The 17,681-nt window shown below is 62.6% G+C and carries 21 protein-coding genes; 9 read left to right on the plus strand and 12 right to left on the minus strand.

The window, feature by feature from the left end:
* The first annotated feature begins 67 nt into the window (after positions 1-67).
* A complete protein-coding gene (locus KBY99_RS07195) occupies positions 68-1,387 on the plus strand; it encodes an aminopeptidase P N-terminal domain-containing protein (RefSeq protein ID WP_254998258.1) in 1,320 nt (439 codons plus the stop codon).
* A 16-nt stretch (positions 1,388-1,403) separates the two neighbouring features.
* On the opposite strand, the gene KBY99_RS07200 is transcribed toward KBY99_RS07195, so the two are convergent.
* Both KBY99_RS07200 and KBY99_RS07205 read right to left on the minus strand, forming a co-directional pair.
* Positions 1,404-2,183 (minus strand): TIGR01548 family HAD-type hydrolase, encoded by a 780-nt coding sequence (locus KBY99_RS07200; protein WP_254998260.1) that lies wholly within the window; start codon positions 2,181-2,183, stop codon positions 1,404-1,406.
* An 18-nt stretch (positions 2,184-2,201) separates the two neighbouring features.
* A complete protein-coding gene (locus KBY99_RS07205) occupies positions 2,202-2,861 on the minus strand; it encodes a transaldolase family protein (RefSeq protein ID WP_254998262.1) in 660 nt (219 codons plus the stop codon).
* A 77-nt stretch (positions 2,862-2,938) separates the two neighbouring features.
* Here KBY99_RS07205 and KBY99_RS07210 point away from each other — a divergent pair, with 77 nt between their 5' ends.
* Entirely contained in the window at positions 2,939-3,415 is a 477-nt protein-coding gene (locus KBY99_RS07210; protein ID WP_396094819.1) for a 30S ribosomal protein PSRP-3, read from the plus strand.
* A 208-nt stretch (positions 3,416-3,623) separates the two neighbouring features.
* Here the strand turns inward: KBY99_RS07210 and atpC are convergent, their stop codons facing one another.
* Positions 3,624-4,031 (minus strand): ATP synthase F1 subunit epsilon, encoded by a 408-nt coding sequence (gene atpC / locus KBY99_RS07215; protein WP_254940987.1) that lies wholly within the window; start codon positions 4,029-4,031, stop codon positions 3,624-3,626.
* Between the two features lie 29 nt (positions 4,032-4,060).
* On the minus strand, positions 4,061-5,521 hold the full coding sequence (atpD, locus tag KBY99_RS07220; RefSeq protein ID WP_254998264.1) for a F0F1 ATP synthase subunit beta: 1,461 nt from the start codon (positions 5,519-5,521) through the stop codon (positions 4,061-4,063).
* A gap of 266 nt (positions 5,522-5,787) precedes the next feature.
* Between atpD and groES the strand changes: the two genes are divergently transcribed.
* From groES to KBY99_RS07235, 3 genes are all read left to right on the plus strand, one after another.
* The gene (gene groES, locus KBY99_RS07225) at positions 5,788-6,099 is read left to right on the plus strand and encodes a co-chaperone GroES (RefSeq protein ID WP_094561335.1); all 312 of its coding nucleotides are present in this window, start codon (positions 5,788-5,790) and stop codon (positions 6,097-6,099) included.
* A gap of 51 nt (positions 6,100-6,150) precedes the next feature.
* Entirely contained in the window at positions 6,151-7,785 is a 1,635-nt protein-coding gene (groL, locus tag KBY99_RS07230) for a chaperonin GroEL (protein WP_106502318.1), read from the plus strand.
* Positions 7,786-7,974: 189 nt separating this feature from the next.
* The gene (locus KBY99_RS07235) at positions 7,975-9,270 is read left to right on the plus strand and encodes an ammonium transporter (protein WP_254998266.1); all 1,296 of its coding nucleotides are present in this window, start codon (positions 7,975-7,977) and stop codon (positions 9,268-9,270) included.
* On the opposite strand, the gene msrB is transcribed toward KBY99_RS07235, so the two are convergent.
* The 3 genes from msrB to gpmI are packed head-to-tail and all read right to left on the minus strand — an operon-like array spanning position 9,267 to position 11,642.
* Positions 9,267-9,749, minus strand: coding sequence for a peptide-methionine (R)-S-oxide reductase MsrB (msrB, locus tag KBY99_RS07240; RefSeq protein ID WP_254998267.1), 483 nt, complete (start codon positions 9,747-9,749; stop codon positions 9,267-9,269). The two genes, KBY99_RS07235 and msrB, sit on opposite strands and share 4 nt — an antisense overlap.
* Before the next feature lie 13 nt (positions 9,750-9,762).
* On the minus strand, positions 9,763-9,993 hold the full coding sequence (secG, locus tag KBY99_RS07245) for a preprotein translocase subunit SecG (RefSeq protein ID WP_254937435.1): 231 nt from the start codon (positions 9,991-9,993) through the stop codon (positions 9,763-9,765).
* A gap of 23 nt (positions 9,994-10,016) precedes the next feature.
* The gene (gene gpmI / locus KBY99_RS07250; RefSeq protein ID WP_254998414.1) at positions 10,017-11,642 is read right to left on the minus strand and encodes a 2,3-bisphosphoglycerate-independent phosphoglycerate mutase; all 1,626 of its coding nucleotides are present in this window, start codon (positions 11,640-11,642) and stop codon (positions 10,017-10,019) included.
* 173 nt (positions 11,643-11,815) lie between these two features.
* Here gpmI and pyrR point away from each other — a divergent pair, with 173 nt between their 5' ends.
* Positions 11,816-12,352 (plus strand): bifunctional pyr operon transcriptional regulator/uracil phosphoribosyltransferase PyrR, encoded by a 537-nt coding sequence (gene pyrR / locus KBY99_RS07255; protein WP_254941037.1) that lies wholly within the window; start codon positions 11,816-11,818, stop codon positions 12,350-12,352.
* A gap of 18 nt (positions 12,353-12,370) precedes the next feature.
* Here the strand turns inward: pyrR and KBY99_RS07260 are convergent, their stop codons facing one another.
* The 3 genes from KBY99_RS07260 to KBY99_RS07270 all read right to left on the minus strand — a co-directional run bounded on the left by KBY99_RS07260 (position 12,371) and on the right by KBY99_RS07270 (position 15,138).
* Positions 12,371-12,589, minus strand: coding sequence for a ferredoxin-thioredoxin reductase variable chain (locus tag KBY99_RS07260; RefSeq protein WP_254998269.1), 219 nt, complete (start codon positions 12,587-12,589; stop codon positions 12,371-12,373).
* 43 nt (positions 12,590-12,632) lie between these two features.
* Positions 12,633-13,475 carry a hypothetical protein gene (locus KBY99_RS07265; RefSeq protein ID WP_254998271.1) on the minus strand — a complete coding sequence of 281 codons (843 nt, stop codon included), beginning with the start codon at positions 13,473-13,475 and terminating at the stop codon, positions 12,633-12,635.
* A 103-nt stretch (positions 13,476-13,578) separates the two neighbouring features.
* Positions 13,579-15,138 carry an Hsp70 family protein gene (locus KBY99_RS07270; protein WP_254998273.1) on the minus strand — a complete coding sequence of 520 codons (1,560 nt, stop codon included), beginning with the start codon at positions 15,136-15,138 and terminating at the stop codon, positions 13,579-13,581.
* Positions 15,139-15,201: 63 nt separating this feature from the next.
* Here KBY99_RS07270 and KBY99_RS07275 point away from each other — a divergent pair, with 63 nt between their 5' ends.
* The 3 genes from KBY99_RS07275 (at position 15,202) to KBY99_RS07285 (ending at position 16,445) form a co-directional block, all read left to right on the plus strand.
* Positions 15,202-15,432, plus strand: coding sequence for a DNA-directed RNA polymerase subunit omega (locus tag KBY99_RS07275; RefSeq protein WP_106502311.1), 231 nt, complete (start codon positions 15,202-15,204; stop codon positions 15,430-15,432).
* An 8-nt stretch (positions 15,433-15,440) separates the two neighbouring features.
* Positions 15,441-15,809: a DUF1818 family protein gene (locus KBY99_RS07280; RefSeq protein WP_106502310.1), complete on the plus strand. Its 369-nt coding sequence runs from the start codon at positions 15,441-15,443 to the stop codon at positions 15,807-15,809.
* Between the two features lie 375 nt (positions 15,810-16,184).
* Positions 16,185-16,445, plus strand: coding sequence for a DUF2811 domain-containing protein (locus KBY99_RS07285; RefSeq protein WP_106502308.1), 261 nt, complete (start codon positions 16,185-16,187; stop codon positions 16,443-16,445).
* On the opposite strand, the gene KBY99_RS07290 is transcribed toward KBY99_RS07285, so the two are convergent.
* Both KBY99_RS07290 and KBY99_RS07295 read right to left on the minus strand, forming a co-directional pair.
* A complete protein-coding gene (locus tag KBY99_RS07290; protein ID WP_254998274.1) occupies positions 16,432-17,199 on the minus strand; it encodes a hypothetical protein in 768 nt (255 codons plus the stop codon). The two genes, KBY99_RS07285 and KBY99_RS07290, sit on opposite strands and share 14 nt — an antisense overlap.
* The gene (locus KBY99_RS07295; protein ID WP_254998276.1) at positions 17,196-17,654 is read right to left on the minus strand and encodes an EVE domain-containing protein; all 459 of its coding nucleotides are present in this window, start codon (positions 17,652-17,654) and stop codon (positions 17,196-17,198) included. Before KBY99_RS07295 ends, KBY99_RS07290 begins: the two co-directional genes overlap by 4 nt.
* Positions 17,655-17,681 lie beyond the last annotated feature (27 nt).

The following is a 17,681-nucleotide window of genomic DNA, read 5'->3' on the forward strand; positions in this document are numbered from 1 at the left end:
TCCGCCAGCGTCTGTCCCGCTGCCTGCTCCAAACTGGGCTTCTGCAGGGCCCGCCGGCCGCTTTTTCATGATCGATCCGTCGACCTTCGCCCAGCGGCGACAGCGCTTCTTCGCTCAGCTCGGGGAAGCTGCTGCCGTGATTCCGGCGGCAACCCTGGTGACCCATCACGCCGACTGCGAGTGGCCCTTCCGCCAAAACAGCGACTTCTGGTACCTCACTGGTTTTGATGAACCCGAGGCGGTGGCCCTGTTTTTGCCCCACCGGCCCGAGGGTGAGCGCTACGTGCTGTTTGTGCAGCCCCGCGAGGCCAGCGCCGAGGTTTGGAATGGTTTCCGTTGGGGTACTGAAGGCGCCGTTGCCGAGTTTGGCGCCGACCTAGCCCACCCGCGCAGCGAGCTAGAGCAACGCCTGCCCGACTACCTCAAGGGCGCTGAGGGCATCGCCTTTCGCGTTGGCAAGCACCCGAAGCTGGAGCCGCTGGTGCTGGCGGCTTGGGCCGCTCAGCTCGACCGAGCCCCACGCAGCGGCCGGGCCGCCCTGGGGCTGGTGGCCCCCTGTCCGCTCCTGCATGAGCTGCGGCTGCGCAAGGGCCCCGAGGAGCTGGAGCGCATGCGCGAGGCGGCGCGAATCTCGGCCGAGGCCCATGAGCTGGCCCGCCAGGTGGTGCGGCCTGGCCTCAATGAGCGGCAGGTGCAGGCTGTGATTGAGCAGCATTTCCTCGAGCAGGGTGCCCGTGGCCCGGCCTACGGCACGATCGTGGCCGGCGGCGATAACGCCTGCGTGTTGCACTACATCGCTAACAACGCCCCGCTGAACGACGGCGATCTGTTGTTGATCGATGCCGGTTGCTCCTTAGCCGATTACTACAACGGCGACATCACCCGCAGCTTCCCGATCAACGGTCGCTTCAGTGGCGAGCAGCGCGCCCTCTACGAGCTGGTGCTGGCGGCCCAGGAGGCGGCGGTGGATTCGGTGGCCCCGGGCTTCAGCGCTGAAGGGGTCCACGAGACCGCCCTGCGGGTGCTGGTGGCGGGCCTGCTGGACCTAGGGCTGCTGGCGGGATCCCTTGACGGGGTGATCGAGCAGGGGGCCTACCGCCACCTCTACATGCACCGCACCGGCCACTGGCTTGGCCTTGATGTACACGATGTGGGGGCCTATCGCCTCGGTGAGCACCACGTGGAGCTGGAGCCGGGCATGGTGCTCACCGTGGAGCCGGGCCTCTACGTGAGCGATCGGCTGCCGGTGCCAGATGGCCAGCCGGAGATCGAAGCTCGCTGGAAGGGCATCGGCATTCGCATCGAAGACGATGTGGCGGTAACGGCCCATGGCCATGAAAATCTCACCGCCGCCGCCCTGAAGTCTCCGGCGGCGCTTGAGCGCTGAGGTTTAGGGCAGGGCATCAGCCCAGCTGCGGCAGGAGCGATTCCAGCAGGTTGGCCGTGCTGGGAATCACCACATCGGCGCCGGCCTCCCGCAGGCGCGCCTCGTAGGCGGCTCGCGCTTCGGGCTGGCTGTGCAGATGGGGTGGCGCTACCGCAAAGCTCAAGAAGCGCTGAGCTGGGCACTGGGCGCGGGCGCGCTGCACGGTGAGCACATCGGCCACCGTGTCGCCCAGGTAAATCACCGGCGCTGCGCCAGCCCCCAGGCTCTCGCCGGCCAACCGGCTGGCTAGCTGCAGCAGGCCGGTGGGATCGGGCTTATCTGGCGCATCGCCCATGGCGATCAAGGGCGGATTGGCCAGCTCCAGGCGGGTTCCCAGCACGTAGCGGCAGGAGGGGGGCTCAGCGCCACTCACGAAGCCGTAGGCCAGACCTGCAGCCTCCAGAGCGGCAAAAAAAGCTTGCTGCACCTGTAGAGGCTCGTCGCGGATGAAGCCCCGCCAATGGCCCGGATCGCCGGCGGGATCGCCGCCGAAATAGAAGCCTTCGAACACAGCCACCAGCTCCTCAAACGCCGGTAGCGGGGTATGGCCGGTGCGGCGCAGCAGCTCCATCGAGGCCTGCCAATCGTTGTTCCAGCTTCCTTCGCTTTTGAGGCGGTCGATGGCGGCGGGCTCGGGACGCTGACCATGGAAGTGGTGCACCGTTTCGACGATTGCCCGGCGGTAGCTGGCGCTCACATCGCGGATTACGCCATCGATGTCGAACAGCACGACGGCCCGGGGCGGAGAGGCGAACATGGGCATCAAGATTGGCTTTCAGGAACGGGCATCGCTTTCAAACTGGACGCTGGCTGCAGCGGTGGCCTCACTGCCGAATAGTTCTGCTGCCAGTGCCGGGCTGATCGTGAAGGTGTTCAGCCCTTCAGCGGCCAGGTGGCTGAGTTCGCTGGGCTGGCGCAAGCTGGCCACCAGCAGACGCACGCTGGAGCCGAGCCCCGCAAGGCATCGCTGCATGGTGACCACTTCGGCTACCCCATTGCGCCCCTGATCCTGGATGCGGCCCAGGTAGGGGGCGATGTATGCGACTCCCAGGGCCGCGGCGATCAGCACCTGGTGGGGCTCGTAGCAGGCGGTGAAGGTGACGGCAACGCCGGCGCCAACCAGCTCCCGGGCAACCGCTGCTCCCTGCTTGGTCACCGGCAGCTTCACGGCGATGCGGCCGGGGGCCAGGGCCGCTAGTTCCTGGCCGCAGCGCAGCATGTCTGCCGTGGTGGCGCCCCATGCCTGCAGGTGGAGTTCGGCGATGCCATGGGCCAGGGCCGTGCGGCTGAGGTCTGCCAGGCTGTCGAGGGTGCAGGGCTGGGCGGCCCGGCGCAGCAGGGTGGGGTTGGTGGTTACGCCGTGAAATAGGCCGCTGGCCAGCCACTGCTGCCAGGCTTTGGGATCTGCCGAATCGAGGAACAGGCGCAGGGCCATAGCCGCAGGCGGGGGCCGAGGGCGGCCAGGCGGCTGGTAGGTTAGTTCTTTGCTCTGTTGCCTTGAGCACTGACCCCATGACAGCCTTCGAGAGCGCTCCTGACGCAGCAGTAACCGAATTGGCCGAAGTGGCCGCGGCTGCCGAAGACACCACCACCCAGGGGCGTCCGGTGATGCGTGGCGGCAGTGCGGCTCTTGCGACCGCCATCATTGATGAGGATGGCGTTCCCTCTGGCTATACCCCCAAGGCTGACGAAGGTCGTTTCCTGCTCAAGATCCTGTGGCTGCCTGACAACGTCGCCCTAGCGGTGGATCAGATTGTTGGCGGTGGTCCGAGCCCTCTTACTTCTTACTTCTTCTGGCCCCGGGAAGATGCCTGGGAAACCCTCAAGACCGAGCTCGAAGGCAAGAGCTGGATCACCGATAACGAGCGCGTTGAGGTGCTTAACAAGGCTACCGAGGTGATCAACTACTGGCAGGAAGAAGGAAAAGGCAAGAGCCTGGACGACGCCAAACTCAAGTTTCCTGATGTCACTTTCTGCGGCACCGCCTGATCGTCGCTGAATTCTGAAGCTTAGTTTTTGCCCGGATAAAAATTTATATCTACCAGCGCTCCGCGAGGAGTGCTTTTTTGTGCATCTTTTTTGCTCATTAACGACATAACCATAAAAATTCCGGAAGTCAACCCTGGGTACGGGTTGACTTCCGGAATCAAAATCTTTGAATACTTAGATTCTTTGAAAATCTAGAATGTTTGGAAATCTAGATGGCTTTGCTTGCTTGGAATCGGGCGCGAGACGCAGCCAGTGCTTGCTGGGCTTTGACCTTGTCTGGGCTAGCTGGCTTGCCCTCGAATGCAGCTGCTGCCGATTGGGCAGCCTCAAAGGCAGCCTCTGCGGATGCAGCATTAATTGAGCTGCCGAGCTCAGCGGCATTCACCAAAACGGTGACCTCATCGGCCTCCACTTCAGCGAAACCACCCATCAGGGCGATCGTTGACCAAGCGCCGCCGGAGCGCAGACGCATTACGCCTGTATCCAGGGCTGCCAGCATGGTGACGTGGCCAGGCAGTATTCCTACTTGCCCAGTGGTGCTTGGCAGGATTACCTCTTCGGCGGTTCCATCAAAAACGCTCTGATCAGGGGCCAGAACGCGGAGGGTGAGACTCATGGGTAGGGGTCCTCAGGGAAAAGCAGGAATCAACCCTTGGCTTCGGCAAGAATCTTGGCGGCCTTGGCCCTCACCTGGTCGATGTTGCCCACTAGGTAGAAGGCAGCTTCAGGTAGGTCGTCAAGCTCGCCGGCCAGAATCATGTTGAAGCCCTTGATCGTGTCGTCCAGCTTGACGTACTCACCCTTTTGACCGGTGAAGATCTCGGCCACGAAGAATGGCTGGGAGAGAAACTTCTCGATCTTGCGGGCCCGGTCAACCGTGCGGCGGTCGTCCTCGGAGAGTTCGTCGAGACCAAGAATCGCAATGATGTCTTGGAGCTCTTTGTAGCGCTGCAGGGTGCTTTGCACGGAGCGTGCAGTGCGGTAGTGCTCATCACCTACCACCGCTGGCTGAAGCATGGTGCTGGTGGAATCCAGAGGATCCACAGCCGGGTAGATGCCCTTGGAAGCCAGGCCGCGGCTCAGCACGGTGGTGGCGTCTAGGTGGGCAAAGGTGGTGGCAGGTGCCGGGTCGGTCAGGTCGTCTGCAGGTACGTAGACGGCCTGGATCGAAGTGATCGAGCCTTCGAGGGTGGAGGTGATGCGCTCTTGCAGCATGCCCACGTCGGTGCCGAGGGTGGGCTGGTAGCCCACAGCAGATGGCATGCGGCCCAGCAGTGCTGAAACCTCAGAGCCGGCCTGCACGAAGCGGAAGATGTTGTCGACGAACAGCAAGACGTCTTGCTTGTTGGTGTCGCGGAAGTGCTCAGCCATCGTGAGTGCTGAGAGACCCACGCGCATGCGGGCTCCGGGGGGCTCGTTCATCTGGCCATAGCAGAGAGCCACCTTCGATTTAGAGAGGTCGTCGGGGTTGATCACACCCGATTCCTTAAATTCCTCGTAAAGGTCGTTACCTTCCCGGGTGCGCTCGCCAACGCCAGCGAACACGGAAACGCCGCCGTGCTCCTTGGCGATGTTGTTGATTAGCTCTTGGATCAGCACGGTTTTGCCTACGCCGGCGCCGCCGAACAGGCCAACCTTGCCCCCTTGGCGGTAGGGAGCCAGCAGGTCGATCACCTTGATGCCGGTCTCAAAAACCTTGGGCTTGGTCTCCAGCTCAGTGAGGCTGGGAGCCGCGCGGTGAATCGAAGCGGTCACGGTGGTGGTTACTGGACCCTGCTCATCCACCGGCTCGCCGAGCACGTTGAATATGCGGCCGAGGGTGGCCTCGCCCACGGGTACGCAAATTGGGGCACCCGTATCAATAGCTTCCATGCCACGTACCAAGCCGTCGGTGGTGCTCATGGCCACAGCACGGACTCGGTGATCGCCCAGCAACTGTTGGACTTCAGCGGTAAGGGCGACTAGTTGACCGGCCGAATTTTTGGCCTCAATCCGAAGCGCGTTGTAAATCTTGGGCAGCTTGCCGGCCGGGAATTCAACGTCTAAAACCGGGCCAATCACCTGCCGGACGGTGCCTTTGGTGCCGGTGGCGGTAGCAGCTGCCATAGGTAGGGAAATCTTGGGGAAGCGCAGGGGGAATCTGCCCGCCTGAAGCGGCGCAACCTTACCACCGCGACAGGCGGTGAACCCTGTTCAGCATCTGTTCGCCCTGGTGGTTCGGTCACCCGCACGGTCTGGGCCTGGGCACTGGAACTTGATTGGGCATAAGTTGGCACTCGTTGAGCTCGAGTGCTAAATCGCCCCACAGGCCCACTCAAGTTCACTGTTCTGTGGCGTCTCAGGCGTCATGTCATTGCTCCCGCAATCCATCCATGGCTGCTGTTTCTCTCAGCGTCTCCACGGTTAAGCCCCTAGGAGATCGCATTTTTATCAAGGTTTCCGAATCGGAGGAGAAGACCGCCGGCGGAATCCTTCTGCCTGACACCGCCAAGGAAAAGCCCCAGGTGGGCGAGGTGGTGCAGATCGGCCCCGGCAAGCGCAACGACGACGGCAGCCGCCAGGCTCCTGAGGTCAGCGTTGGCGACAAGGTGCTCTACAGCAAGTACGCCGGTACCGACATCAAGCTCGGCAGCGACGAGTTTGTGCTCCTATCCGAGAAGGACATCCTCGCCATCGTCAACTGACGACTGGCCGATTACTGAATCCGACCTAACCCCATAAGGACATCGCCTTCCATGGCTAAGCGCATTATTTACAACGAGAACGCTCGCAGAGCTCTCGAAAGAGGTATCGACATTCTGGCTGAGGCCGTTGCTGTCACCCTTGGACCCAAGGGCCGCAACGTGGTGCTGGAGAAAAAGTTTGGTGCTCCCCAGATCATCAACGACGGCGTCACCATCGCCAAGGAAATTGAGCTCGAAGACCACATCGAGAACACCGGTGTTGCCCTGATCCGTCAGGCCGCCTCCAAAACCAACGATGCCGCCGGCGACGGCACCACCACCGCCACTGTTTTGGCCCATGCCATGGTCAAGGCAGGCCTGCGCAACGTGGCTGCGGGCGCCAATGCGATCACCCTCAAAAAGGGCATCGATAAGGCTTCCGATTTCCTCGTAGGCAAGATCAAGGAGCATGCCAAGCCCATCTCCGACTCCAGCGCCATCGCCCAAGTGGGCACCATCTCCGCCGGCAACGACGAAGAGGTAGGTCGCATGATCGCCGATGCGATGGACAAGGTCGGCAAGGAAGGTGTGATCTCCCTGGAAGAAGGGAAATCGATGACCACCGAGCTGGAGGTCACCGAAGGCATGCGCTTCGACAAGGGCTACATCTCGCCCTATTTCGCCACCGACACCGAGCGCATGGAAGCGGTGCTCGAAGAGCCCTACATCCTGCTCACCGACAAGAAGATCGGTTTGGTGCAGGACCTGGTGCCCGTGCTTGAGCAGATCGCCCGTACAGGCAAGCCCCTGCTGATCATTGCCGAGGACATCGAGAAGGAAGCCCTCGCCACCCTCGTTGTGAACCGCCTGCGCGGCGTGCTCAACGTGGCGGCAGTCAAGGCACCTGGTTTCGGTGATCGTCGCAAGGCCATGCTCGAGGACATCGCCGTTCTCACCAACGGTCAGCTGATCACCGAGGACGCCGGTCTCAAGCTTGAGAACGCCAAGTTGGAGATGCTGGGCACCGCCCGCCGCATCACCATCAACAAGGACACCACCACCATCGTGGCCGAAGGCAACGAAGTGGCCGTCAAGGCGCGCTGCGAGCAGATCCGCAAGCAGATGGACGAAACCGACTCCTCCTATGACAAGGAGAAGCTGCAGGAGCGTCTTGCCAAGCTGAGCGGCGGTGTGGCCGTGGTCAAGGTGGGTGCCGCCACCGAGACCGAGATGAAGGACAAGAAGCTGCGCCTGGAAGACGCCATCAACGCCACCAAGGCGGCTGTTGAAGAAGGCATCGTTCCTGGTGGTGGCACCACCTTGGCCCACCTGGCCCCCGCCCTTGAGGAGTGGGCTGCTGCCAACCTCTCTGGCGAGGAGCTGATCGGCGCCCACATCGTGGCCTCCGCGCTCACCGCGCCTTTGATGCGCATCGCTCAAAACGCAGGCGTCAATGGCGCTGTCGTGGCTGAGAACGTGCGCAACAAGCCCTTTAACGAGGGCTACAACGCCGCCACCGGCGAGTACGTCGACATGCTGGCTGCCGGTATCGTCGACCCCGCCAAGGTGACCCGCTCCGGTCTGCAAAATGCCGCCTCCATCGCCGGCATGGTGCTGACCACCGAGTGCATCGTGGCCGACATGCCAGACAAGAAAGATGCAGCTCCCGCCGGTGGCGGCATGGGCGGCGGCGACTTCGACTATTGACAGCGAGATGGGTGCCTTCGAGGCCCCTCTCCTTCATCGTCAGCGTGGGCAGAAGGATTTTCCTTCTGCCCTTTTTTGTTCGTTTCCGTTCAGCCAAGCGGGCCCATCCATCCCAGCTGTATCGGTTGCCACCTTTTAAGGCTCTTTTGGTAGCGGTTGCTACTAGCTGCTGATCCGTTGGTCTTCAGGGTGGCGCCTGGTTTTGGCTTAGCTGTGCCGCTTCTGTTTGCAACCGATCTGGCCCTTCGCAGTGCCAACAATGGTTTTGTGCTGGTTAGTGCCGCCCTGGTGCTGATGATGACGCCAGCTCTGGCCCTCTTTTATGCGGGCTTTGTTCGCAGCCGCAACGTGCTTAACACCATGGTGATGAGCTTCACCGCCATGGCCCTGGTGAGTGTGCTCTGGGTGTTGTTCGGCTACAGCCTGGCCTTCTCTCCCGGCAGCGGTCCCCTAGCTCCTTTCATCGGCGGGTTGCAGTGGGCGGGGCTCAGCAATTGGTCGGCTCCCTATGGGGATGGGCAACTCAGTCACGGTGCCGTTGCCCTGTTCCAGGTCACCTTTGCGATCATCACTCCGGCGCTGATTTCCGGTGCGGTGGTGGAGCGGATGCATTTCCGCGCCTGGATGGTGTTTCTGCTGCTCTGGAGCACCTTCATCTACCTACCCCTGGCCCACATGGTGTGGGGCCCAGGTGGGTTCCTGGGCAGCTCCGGCCTCGGGGCCATCGACTTTGCCGGTGGCCTGGTGGTGGAACTGGCCTCGGGAGTGGCCGCCGCCGTTGCTGCCCTGGTGGTAGGCCGGCGTCGCAGTGGGGGCATGGGCTATGCCGCCCCACCCCACAACGTGCCCTTCATCCTGTTTGGGGCGGGCCTGCTCTGGTTCGGCTGGTTTGGCTTCAATGGTGGTAGCGGCCTGGTGGCCGGCAATTTGGCCTCCCTTGCCTGCCTCACCACCAATACCGCTGCCGCTGCAGCTGCCCTGGGCTGGATGCTGCTGGAAACATGGCAGCGCGGCAAGCCCACTGCCGTGGGTGTGGCTACCGGCGCCGTGGCCGGCCTAGTGGCGATCACCCCAGCGGCTGGCTATGTGAGCCCTCTGGCGGCCGTGTTGATCGGCTTTGCGGCGGCCCTGGTTTGCAGCTATGCCATGCAACTCAAGAACCGCTGGCGGCTCGATGACAGCCTCGATGTGCTGCCGGTGCATGGCGTGGCCGGGTTGCTCGGCACTCTGCTAACTGGCGTGTTCACGTTGAAAAGCCTCAATCCCTCTGGCGCCGATGGACTGCTAGTGGGACAGCCAGGTCAGCTCTTGATTCAGCTCAAGGCCGCAGGATTCACAATCCTTTTTGTTGGAGTAGGCACGTATGTGATTCTTCTACTGATTCGCCTGGTGATGCCCCTGCGTGTTAACGATATTCAGGAGCAGCAGGGCCTCGATATCAATGCCCATGGCGAAGAGGCCTACAACGGCGAATACACCGGTTAACCGGGGATGAAATTGAGGGCAGCGCCGTTGTTGCAGTAGCGCTTGCCACTGGGCTTAGGGCCGTCGTCAAACACGTGGCCCTGATGGCCGCCGCAACGCTTGCAGTGGTATTCGGTGCGGGGCACGATCAACTTGAAGTCCACCTTGGTGGCGATCCCGTTGGGCAGCGGTTGCCAGAAGCTGGGCCAGCCGGTGCCGCTCTCGTATTTGGCCTTGGAGCTAAAGAGGGGCAGGGCGCAGCCAGCACAAACAAAAGTGCCTGGGCGTTTTTCGCTATTCAAGGGGCTGGAGAAGGGCCGTTCGGTTCCCTCCTGGCGCAGCACGTTGTAGGCGGCAGGGTTGAGACGTTTCTTCCAGCTGGCTTCGCTGAGCTGCCAGGCGGGATCTTGGGCCTTGGAAGCTGCTTCGGCGCGGGAGACGCCAGTGAAGAAGGCGCCCAGGCTTGATCCCAGGGCTACCAGCAGATTGCGTCGCGGCATTGGGGTCACAGACCTAACCGAGCCAGCCGGCGCTGAGCACAACGGCCAGGCCAAGAAAAATTGCTAGCAAGGTCCAGCTGATGCGGTTGAGGGTGGCTTCGGCGCTACGGGCACTAGTGAACATTGAACCGCCGCTAGCGGCCAGCCCGCCCATGCCATCGCCCTTGGGGCTGTGTAGCAGCACGCTGATGATCAGCAGAACGCCACTGCCAATCCACACCCATGACAAAACTGAAGTGATCATGGACCTCTTTGGATAGGGGCAGATTAAACGCCCAGGGTCTGGGGGATGGAACTGAATGCGGCTGCGGTCCCAGTTGCCAGGATCAGTGATTCACCGCTCATGGTTGCGGGCTTGGGCAGGTGCAAGATCTCCAGCAGGGTCGGGGCGATGTCGGCTAGGCCGCCATGGTCACGCAGCGACACGTTGGTGCCGTGGCCGGGCAGCTTGCGTTTCTCGCCCTCCACCAAAATCACGGGCACGGGGTTTGTGGTGTGAGCCGTCCAAGGGCGACCATCTGGGCCCTCCATCACTTCGGCATTGCCGTGGTCTGCGGTGATCAGCAGCGTGCCTCCCATGCGGTTGGTGGCCTCCATCAGCTTTCCTACACAGGTGTCGACAGTGGTGATTGCTTCAGTGGTGGCAGCCATTTTGCCGGTATGCCCCACCATGTCCGGATTGGCGTAATTGATTACCACCAATGAGTAAATGCCCTTTTTGATTGCGGCAATACAGCTTTCAGTGAGCTCGCCGGCTGACATTGCCGGGGATAGGTCGTAGGTAGCCACCCGGGGGGAGGGGACTAGGTGGCGATCTTCTCCAGGGAAGGCCTGCTCAATGCCCCCATTCATGAAATAGGTGACGTGAGGATATTTTTCGGTTTCAGCTGTGCGGAACTGGCGCAGCCCCGAGTTCGACACCACTTGGCCCAGTAAGCCATCGAGAGATTCGGGCGGAAAAGCCACCGTTACGGGCAGGCCCTTTTCATATTGGGTGAAGGTGACCACATCCAGTTGGGCTTGGCGCTGCCGCGAGAAGTCGTCAAATTCCGGCAAAACCAGGGCGCGGATCAACTGGCGCACCCGGTCGGGCCGGAAGTTGAAACACACCAGAGCGTCTCCGCTCTTGATCAATCCCTCCGCCAATCGCAACGGTTCGAGGAATTCGTCGCCGATCTCTTGGGCGTAGGAGGCGTGGATGGCGTTGACCGCGCTGAGCTCGGATATCTCGCTTGGTTCGGTTAATAGTCGATAGGCCTTTTCGGTGCGGTCCCAGCGGTTATCGCGATCCATGGCCCAGTAGCGGCCGCAGAGAGTGGCGATTCGGCCCACGCCGGCCCGACTGATCTGCTCTTGAACCTGGGTGACGAATCGGGGGGCACTGCTCGGGTCCGTGTCCCGGCCATCGGTGATCACGTGGATGCAGACATCCTTGAGACCGCGGCTCGCGGCCCATTGCAACAAACCCCCTAGGTGGGTGATGTGACTGTGCACGCCCCCATCGGAGCACAGGCCGATCAGGTGCAGGCAGCCGCCCTTGAGAAGTAGGCGGTCGGCTAAGGAATTGAGCGCAGGGTTGGCGGCCAGGCTGCCGTCCTTGACAGCTTGACTGATTCGCACCAGCTCCTGGCGAATGATTCGACCGGAGCCGATTGTGAGATGGCCCACCTCAGAATTGCCCATCTGATGATCTGGCAGGCCGACAGCGGCGCCGCTGGCCTCAATCAGGGTGTGGGGGTAGGCGTGCCAGAGGGCATCCATCACCGGGGTGCTGGCAGCACGTATGGCGTTGTGATCGGCTTCGTGGCTGTAACCCCAGCCATCCAAAATGGCGAGTACTACCGGGGCAACAGAGGATGAGGCCCTAGAGGCCGATGCTGGGCCTGGCGCCAGGGTGGATTGCTGCTGGGAGGGAATAGTCGTCACCCGTCTCGCCTAGCGACGTTGAGCCAACGCCTTCCAAAACCAACTTACAGTGCAAATGTGCTGCAATCCCAGCTGCTCCCCTCGGGGTCAGCCTTTGGTCACACAGCCAACCAGCCCTGGCCGACTTGCCGGATTCCCTAATGCATCGGCTCGAACTGCTCTCGGCCCTGGATTTGGGCCGCACCCTTGATCGGCTTGCCTCCCAGGTGTTGGAAGGAGTCGCCGACAGCCGCTCCTTGGTGCTCCTTGGCATACCCACCCGTGGAGTGGCGTTGGCTGAGGTTTTGGCCTCCCGCTTGGCAGTCTTAGCCGGCCATCCGATCGACCAAGGCAGTGTCGATCCCACCTTTCATCGAGATGACCTGGAGCGAGTCGGCACCCGTCTGGGCCAGCCCACCGATTTGCCCGTGGCTCTGGATGGGCGCCAGGTGGTGTTGGTGGATGACGTGATCTTTACGGGGCGCACTGTGCGGGCGGCCCTTGAAGCCTTGCAAGCCTGGGGGCGGCCCAAGCGGGTCAGCTTGCTGGCCATGGTGGATCGCGGTCACCGGGAGCTGCCGATCCAGCCTGATTTCTGTGGAAAGCTAGTGCCCACCAGTCGTCAAGAATCAATCCAGCTGTGCCTGCAGGAGATCGATGGCGAGGAGGGGGTGTTCCTGCTGCGGCCGGAGCTCTAGCGAGAGTCAGGCAAGCGATCAGGCGGGAGCCAGCTCATCTGAGCGGAAATGGGCCCGAAATTTGCCGAAGGCAACCACCACCGGCAAGGTTGGGCTGATCACCCGGCCCTTCCACTCGTTGAGCACGGTGACCACCTCACCCTTTTGCCCTTTGAGATCGAAGGCGATCCCGCGGTGCTGGGGGTGGTGGTAGACGACCACGCTTTGGGAGACCTGAACCTGATCACCTGCCTGCATGGCTCCAGAGCTTCATCGCGGGGCCAATCTTGTCACGCGCCAATCACCGCTTGCTGGATCGGCGCTGACAGGCCGTCTCCGGCCCGGCCTCAACAACCTGTCCACCTAAGGCCCGACAGGCCTCCTGGAACGCAGACCACTCGTCCATACCCTGGGAGATCCGTTGGCGCACCTGGGCATCGAGTTGGGCGGCGGGCACGGTGTGGGGCAGCTGGCCATGGGCGTCGTGTTCGCGCTCCTGCACTGACAAGCCTTCGATGCCCTTCTGCACCTTGGCTTGTAGGCCGCGGCTCTGGGTTTTCCACCAGGGATGGTCGATGCGGGTGAGGGCTTCGAGGGCCTCCCACCAGCGTTTTTGCTCTGTGAGGCCCTTGGCCCGCTCCAGCTGCAGCCGGTTGCGAGTCCAGTTTTCACTGAGTTTGTCGCCCAGGCTGTCGCCGTCGGCCCGGTGGTCATCGCCCATCACAGCCAGGATCTTCAGGGCTGCAGGTAGGTCGCCCTCCTGGAAGCGGGTCATGGCGCGCTGCTGCAGGTTTTGCTGCCACACCAGCAGCCGCTGGCGGTCGGCTTCGCTGCCGGTAAGGGAGTTCACCAGTTGCAATTGCAACTGCAGAGCCTCGCCCCAGCGCTGCTGCTGCCAGAGCTGGGCCGCTTTGCGGCGCCGGCAGCTGCCCTGTTCGGCAGGGGCCTGCCCCCCCAGCCAGCGCAGGGCTTCGAGCTGTTCACTATAGCGCAGGCAGGCTTCTAAGTCGCCGCTCCTTGCCGCCTGCTCCAACCGTTGCGGCAGCTGCTGCTCCCACCAGTAGGTCGCCCCAATGCCGCAGGCCACAAGACCCAGGGTGAGACCCAGCCAGAAACGGGGCAGCCTGTGGCGGCGTAGGGCCAAGGCAAATACGGAAATATGAAACTTAGTTTTATGGACGCTGCGGCCGAGATGCCGTCAGCGGAGGGCAGCGCTTGCGGCGTCCACTTGAGTTTGCCTCTAACTCTCAGCGCACCGGGCCCAGAAGTTGGGGGGCGCTGAGGCGACCACTGCGTAGGTCCGTGACCTCCAGCACCAGCTGGCCCTGGTCGTTGACAGAAAAAGACAACCGCAGACAGTCCTCGCCAGGCTGTCCCGGCACGTCCAGGGCAAGGTCTGGGGGTTGCTCGCTCCAGGGCATCACTCGGGCTTGCCCCGCTGGTCGCGGACGCAGCACCGGTAGCCCGGCCTCAAACACCACCTCGCTGCGTCTTTCGTTGTCTGGTTCTCCCAGCACCAGCTCCAGGCTTCGCTGGTTGGGGCTGCTGCAGGCGAGCACGATTTCCAGCGGCCGCTCACTCGGCCAGGTTTGTCCCGCCACAAACAGCGGTTGCCAGTGATGGCGGCTGGAGCGCTGATCCCAGCAGCGCAGGCAAATTCCGTAGCGCAAAACATCCCGCACCCGCACCCCGGGGGTGAGGGCCAGGGCCCCCAGGGCCACGGCTTCCACCGGCCGGCTTTCCTGCAGGGGAATGCCGCCGCAGCGCTCCTGCAGCCATTGGCGGATCAGGGGCATGCGGCTGCTGCCACCAACCGGCAGCAGGGCGGTGATCTGGTTTGGGGCCAGGCCATCGCGTCGGGCTCCCGCCAACACGACCTCCAACAGATCATCGAGTTGGGCCAGCAAGCCCCGCTCCACCAACAAGGCGTTTAGGCCGCTGCGACTCAGCCGCAGAGGTTGGGGAGGCAGGCCCGCTGGACTCCAGAACACCAAGGCCTCTTCGGCGCTGCTGAGCTGGCATTTGAGCGATTCAGCTGCCTCCAGCAGGGCCCCATCAAGGGGGGCTCCGGGACAAAGGTGGGCTGCGATCCAGCGATCTATATCCCGGCCTCCCAGGGCCACCCCCGCCTTGCCGATCACCCGGGCACAGCGCAGGGCCTGGCGACTTGAACTCAGATCCCGGCCGGCGAAGCGCAGCAGCTGGGCCATGGGCGCCGGGCGTCCTTCGCCACCCTCTAGGGCCACCAGGGACAGGTCGATGGTGCCGCCTCCCAGGTCCACCACCAGCACCGTGCTGCCAGCAGGCAACCCCGCACCGATGGCTGCGGCGGTGGGTTCGTCCACCAGGGCCAGCTCAGGCACCTCTAGCTCGCTGCATACCTCCTGCAGCCACTGGCGGTAGCGGGGGTAGCTGTCAATAGGAGCGGTCAGCACCAGCCGCTCGGGCGCAAGCCCTGGCGGCAGGGCGGCCCAGAGCTGCCTCAGCAGCAAGGCTCCGGCCTGTTCTGGCCGCAGTGGCAAGGCTGGGGGTGGTTGGGGTGCCGGGCAGGGGAGCGCGCCGATTTGTCGTTTGAAGTCCCGATGCAACTGGGGGCAATCGCTGTGGGCCAGGCCCGCCTCCAATACCTGGCGACCGATCAGGGGCCGTGGCATTGCTGGATCGCTGAGCCATAGCAGGGTTGGCACCGCAACCGGCTCGCTGGTGCTGTACGGCGGCAGGGCCAGCAGCTTGGCCGCGGTGTCTGGCCCCTGGTAGGCCACCACCGTGGTGCTGCTGCCTAGATCAATCGCCAGCGTGCCCCGCATTACACCCTTCTAAACGGGGAGTTGCCGTTGTTGACCTAGGTTGAGGTGATTGCAAGGTTGCCCATGCAGAGCGGTATTGATGTCAACCACAAGGAACTGGCCCAGCGGGCCGAGAGCCTGATCCGCCACACCAGCAACCGTTACCTCACCACGGTGAAGATTGCTTTTCGGGCTAAGCAGCGTCGTTTCGATGATTTCGATGGCCTGCTTGACGATTCGATGATCAAACCCGTGCAGCGGGCCATCATCGAAATGAGCGATGAGCAGGACCAGCCCGATTTGCTGCCCGGCTGATTCGGCGGATGCGTGTTCAAGAAGGTGAGGGGTGGAGGTGGCTGGAAGATTCAGCCCGCCACCCCTTTTCTTTTTTGATTGGTGGCCAAGGCTGGGCCTCTGAGCTCACAGCGGAGGAGGCCCGCGGGCTGGGTCAGGCTCTGGTGCAGTTGGTGCAAGAGCACCATGATCTGGCCAGTCAGTTGATGGCTGAAGAGTCGATCAGCATTGAACTCGAGCGCGGCCCTTTGTGGATTGCCTTGGAAGGCGACCGCAACGCCTGGTCGCTGCGGTTTGTGCTCACGCCTGGGGCTGATTGCCGTGCCGTTGAGGGCAGCTGGCTACCCGGGCCTAGCGCTGCTTTGGTGGCGGCCCTGGCTCAGGGGGCTGGCGGCTAGCTGGGGCATGTGGGCAAGCCAGCACGGTTGCAGCTGAGACCCAGCGGCAGTTGAAGCTGTTTAGCACTGCTGATCATTGCCGTATTCCCGCCCAGCCCCCAGATCACTCTTAGTTTTGCTCAGTTTTTCCCCAGGTCAGTTGTTCAGATGGGGCTTGCCCACTAGGGCCTGGGGAGAAGCTCGCTGCCAGAGCCTTTCCCCTTGACAGCGCTGGCTCCAGCCTCACCGCTTGGCCCAAAGGCGAGGGGGCCATGGCAAATGCTCTGGCAGGGCTGGGTTCTTAGCCTGGGAGGCTGGCCAGGGCAGCTTCGCCAGGCCATTTGACGGGCCCGGCCTGATGTGGAGAACTGGTGCCACACAAGGCCGTTATCTCCCATGGATCTGCAGACTCCCGTCCGAGCTCAAGCTCCCGTGGAGGGGGAAGGCTTAACGGTGAGCTTTCGCGCAGAGGTGCCTGAGGCCTTACTGGCCTCGATGCGTGGCTTTATCGAGCAGCACCCCAATTGGGATCAATATCGGTTGTTTCAAGCTGCCCTGGCTGGTTTCCTGGTGCAGAACGGCCTTGGCGACCGGGAAGTCACCCGCTGCTACCTGGCAAATCTCTTTCCCGCCCAGGCGAGCTTCAGGCAGCAGTGAGCTGGCCCCGGTCCTCCTGGCCGAAGAGTTGCTGGTAGGCGGCCGTGAGGGTGCAGGCCGCCACTGGCAACGCCACCACCAGCCCGATGAGCAGCACCAGGAAGCCGGCCAGCACCATGGCCAGCAGCACCAGGGTTAGGCCAAGGGCTTGGAGCCAGTGGGGATCGGTGGCGGCCCGACCGCTGCGAAAGGCTGCCAGGGGGGTAAGCCCTCCGATTAGGGCTAGCGGCAGGCTCAGAATTTGATCGGCGCTCAAATAAATAACGGCAGCCAAACCCGCCACCAGCGGTAGGGGGGCTAACAGAGGTTGAATCATCGTGAGCAGCCAGGAGCTCGCCTGGGCCAGGCGCACTATCAGTGCCAGCACCACCAGGATCAGCACCACGGTTCCAAAGCAGCGCAACATCGCTCTGCCATCGACCCGGATCAGTGCTCCCAGCCTGGGTCGCCCCTGATTCAGAGCTAGTTGGGCCCCCCGCATCAACCCCACCACCAGCCAAAGCCCGGTAAGGGCGTAGATGATCCAGGCAGCCGCCGCCAGGGTTATAGCGACGGGGTCGGGCTTGCCCAGCAGCGACAGCACCAGGCTGCTTTCGTAGCGATAAAGAAGCTGGGCAGCCAAATTGGCGCCGCCGCTCAGCAGGGTGAACCCCATCAGCACCCAGGGGCAGTGGCTGAAGGCAGCCCAGCCTCGCTCCACGGCGCTGCGGATGGCTAGGGGGGGCTTGGGGCTGATCTGGGCCAGTTGGCTCATGGCGACTCAAGCAGGTCCAGCAGTCGCTTGGCACTGCTGGGCTCAACCGGCAGGATCGAAAGACGGTTGCCCCGCTTCACCACCCCCAGCTGCTCGGGGCTGAAGTTTTCCCGTAGGGCATCCAGGCTGAGCAGCTGCTGGAAGTGGCGTAAGTAGCGCAGCCGGCAACAGTCCCAGCGGGGCTTTTGCAAGCTTGCGGCGGGATCGAAATATTTGGAGTTGGGATCAAATTGGCTGGGGTCGACAATCTGGGTTTCAACCACCTCCATCAAGCCCACAATGCCCGGTGGTTTGGTATTGGAGTGGTAGAAAAAAGCCCTATCGCCAATTTGCATGTTCCGCATAAAATTGCGGGCCTGGTAGTTGCGAATGCCGTCCCATAAGGTGCTGCCCTCCCGCTGCAGATGGTCAATCCCGTAGACATCGGGCTCGCTTTTCATCAACCAATAGGCCATGGCCCGTTGCGGTCGCCTGGTGCGCGA

The sequence above is a fragment of the Cyanobium sp. Maggiore-St4-Cus genome (genome assembly GCF_024345615.1).
GTDB classification, from domain to species: domain Bacteria; phylum Cyanobacteriota; class Cyanobacteriia; order PCC-6307; family Cyanobiaceae; genus Cyanobium_A; species Cyanobium_A usitatum.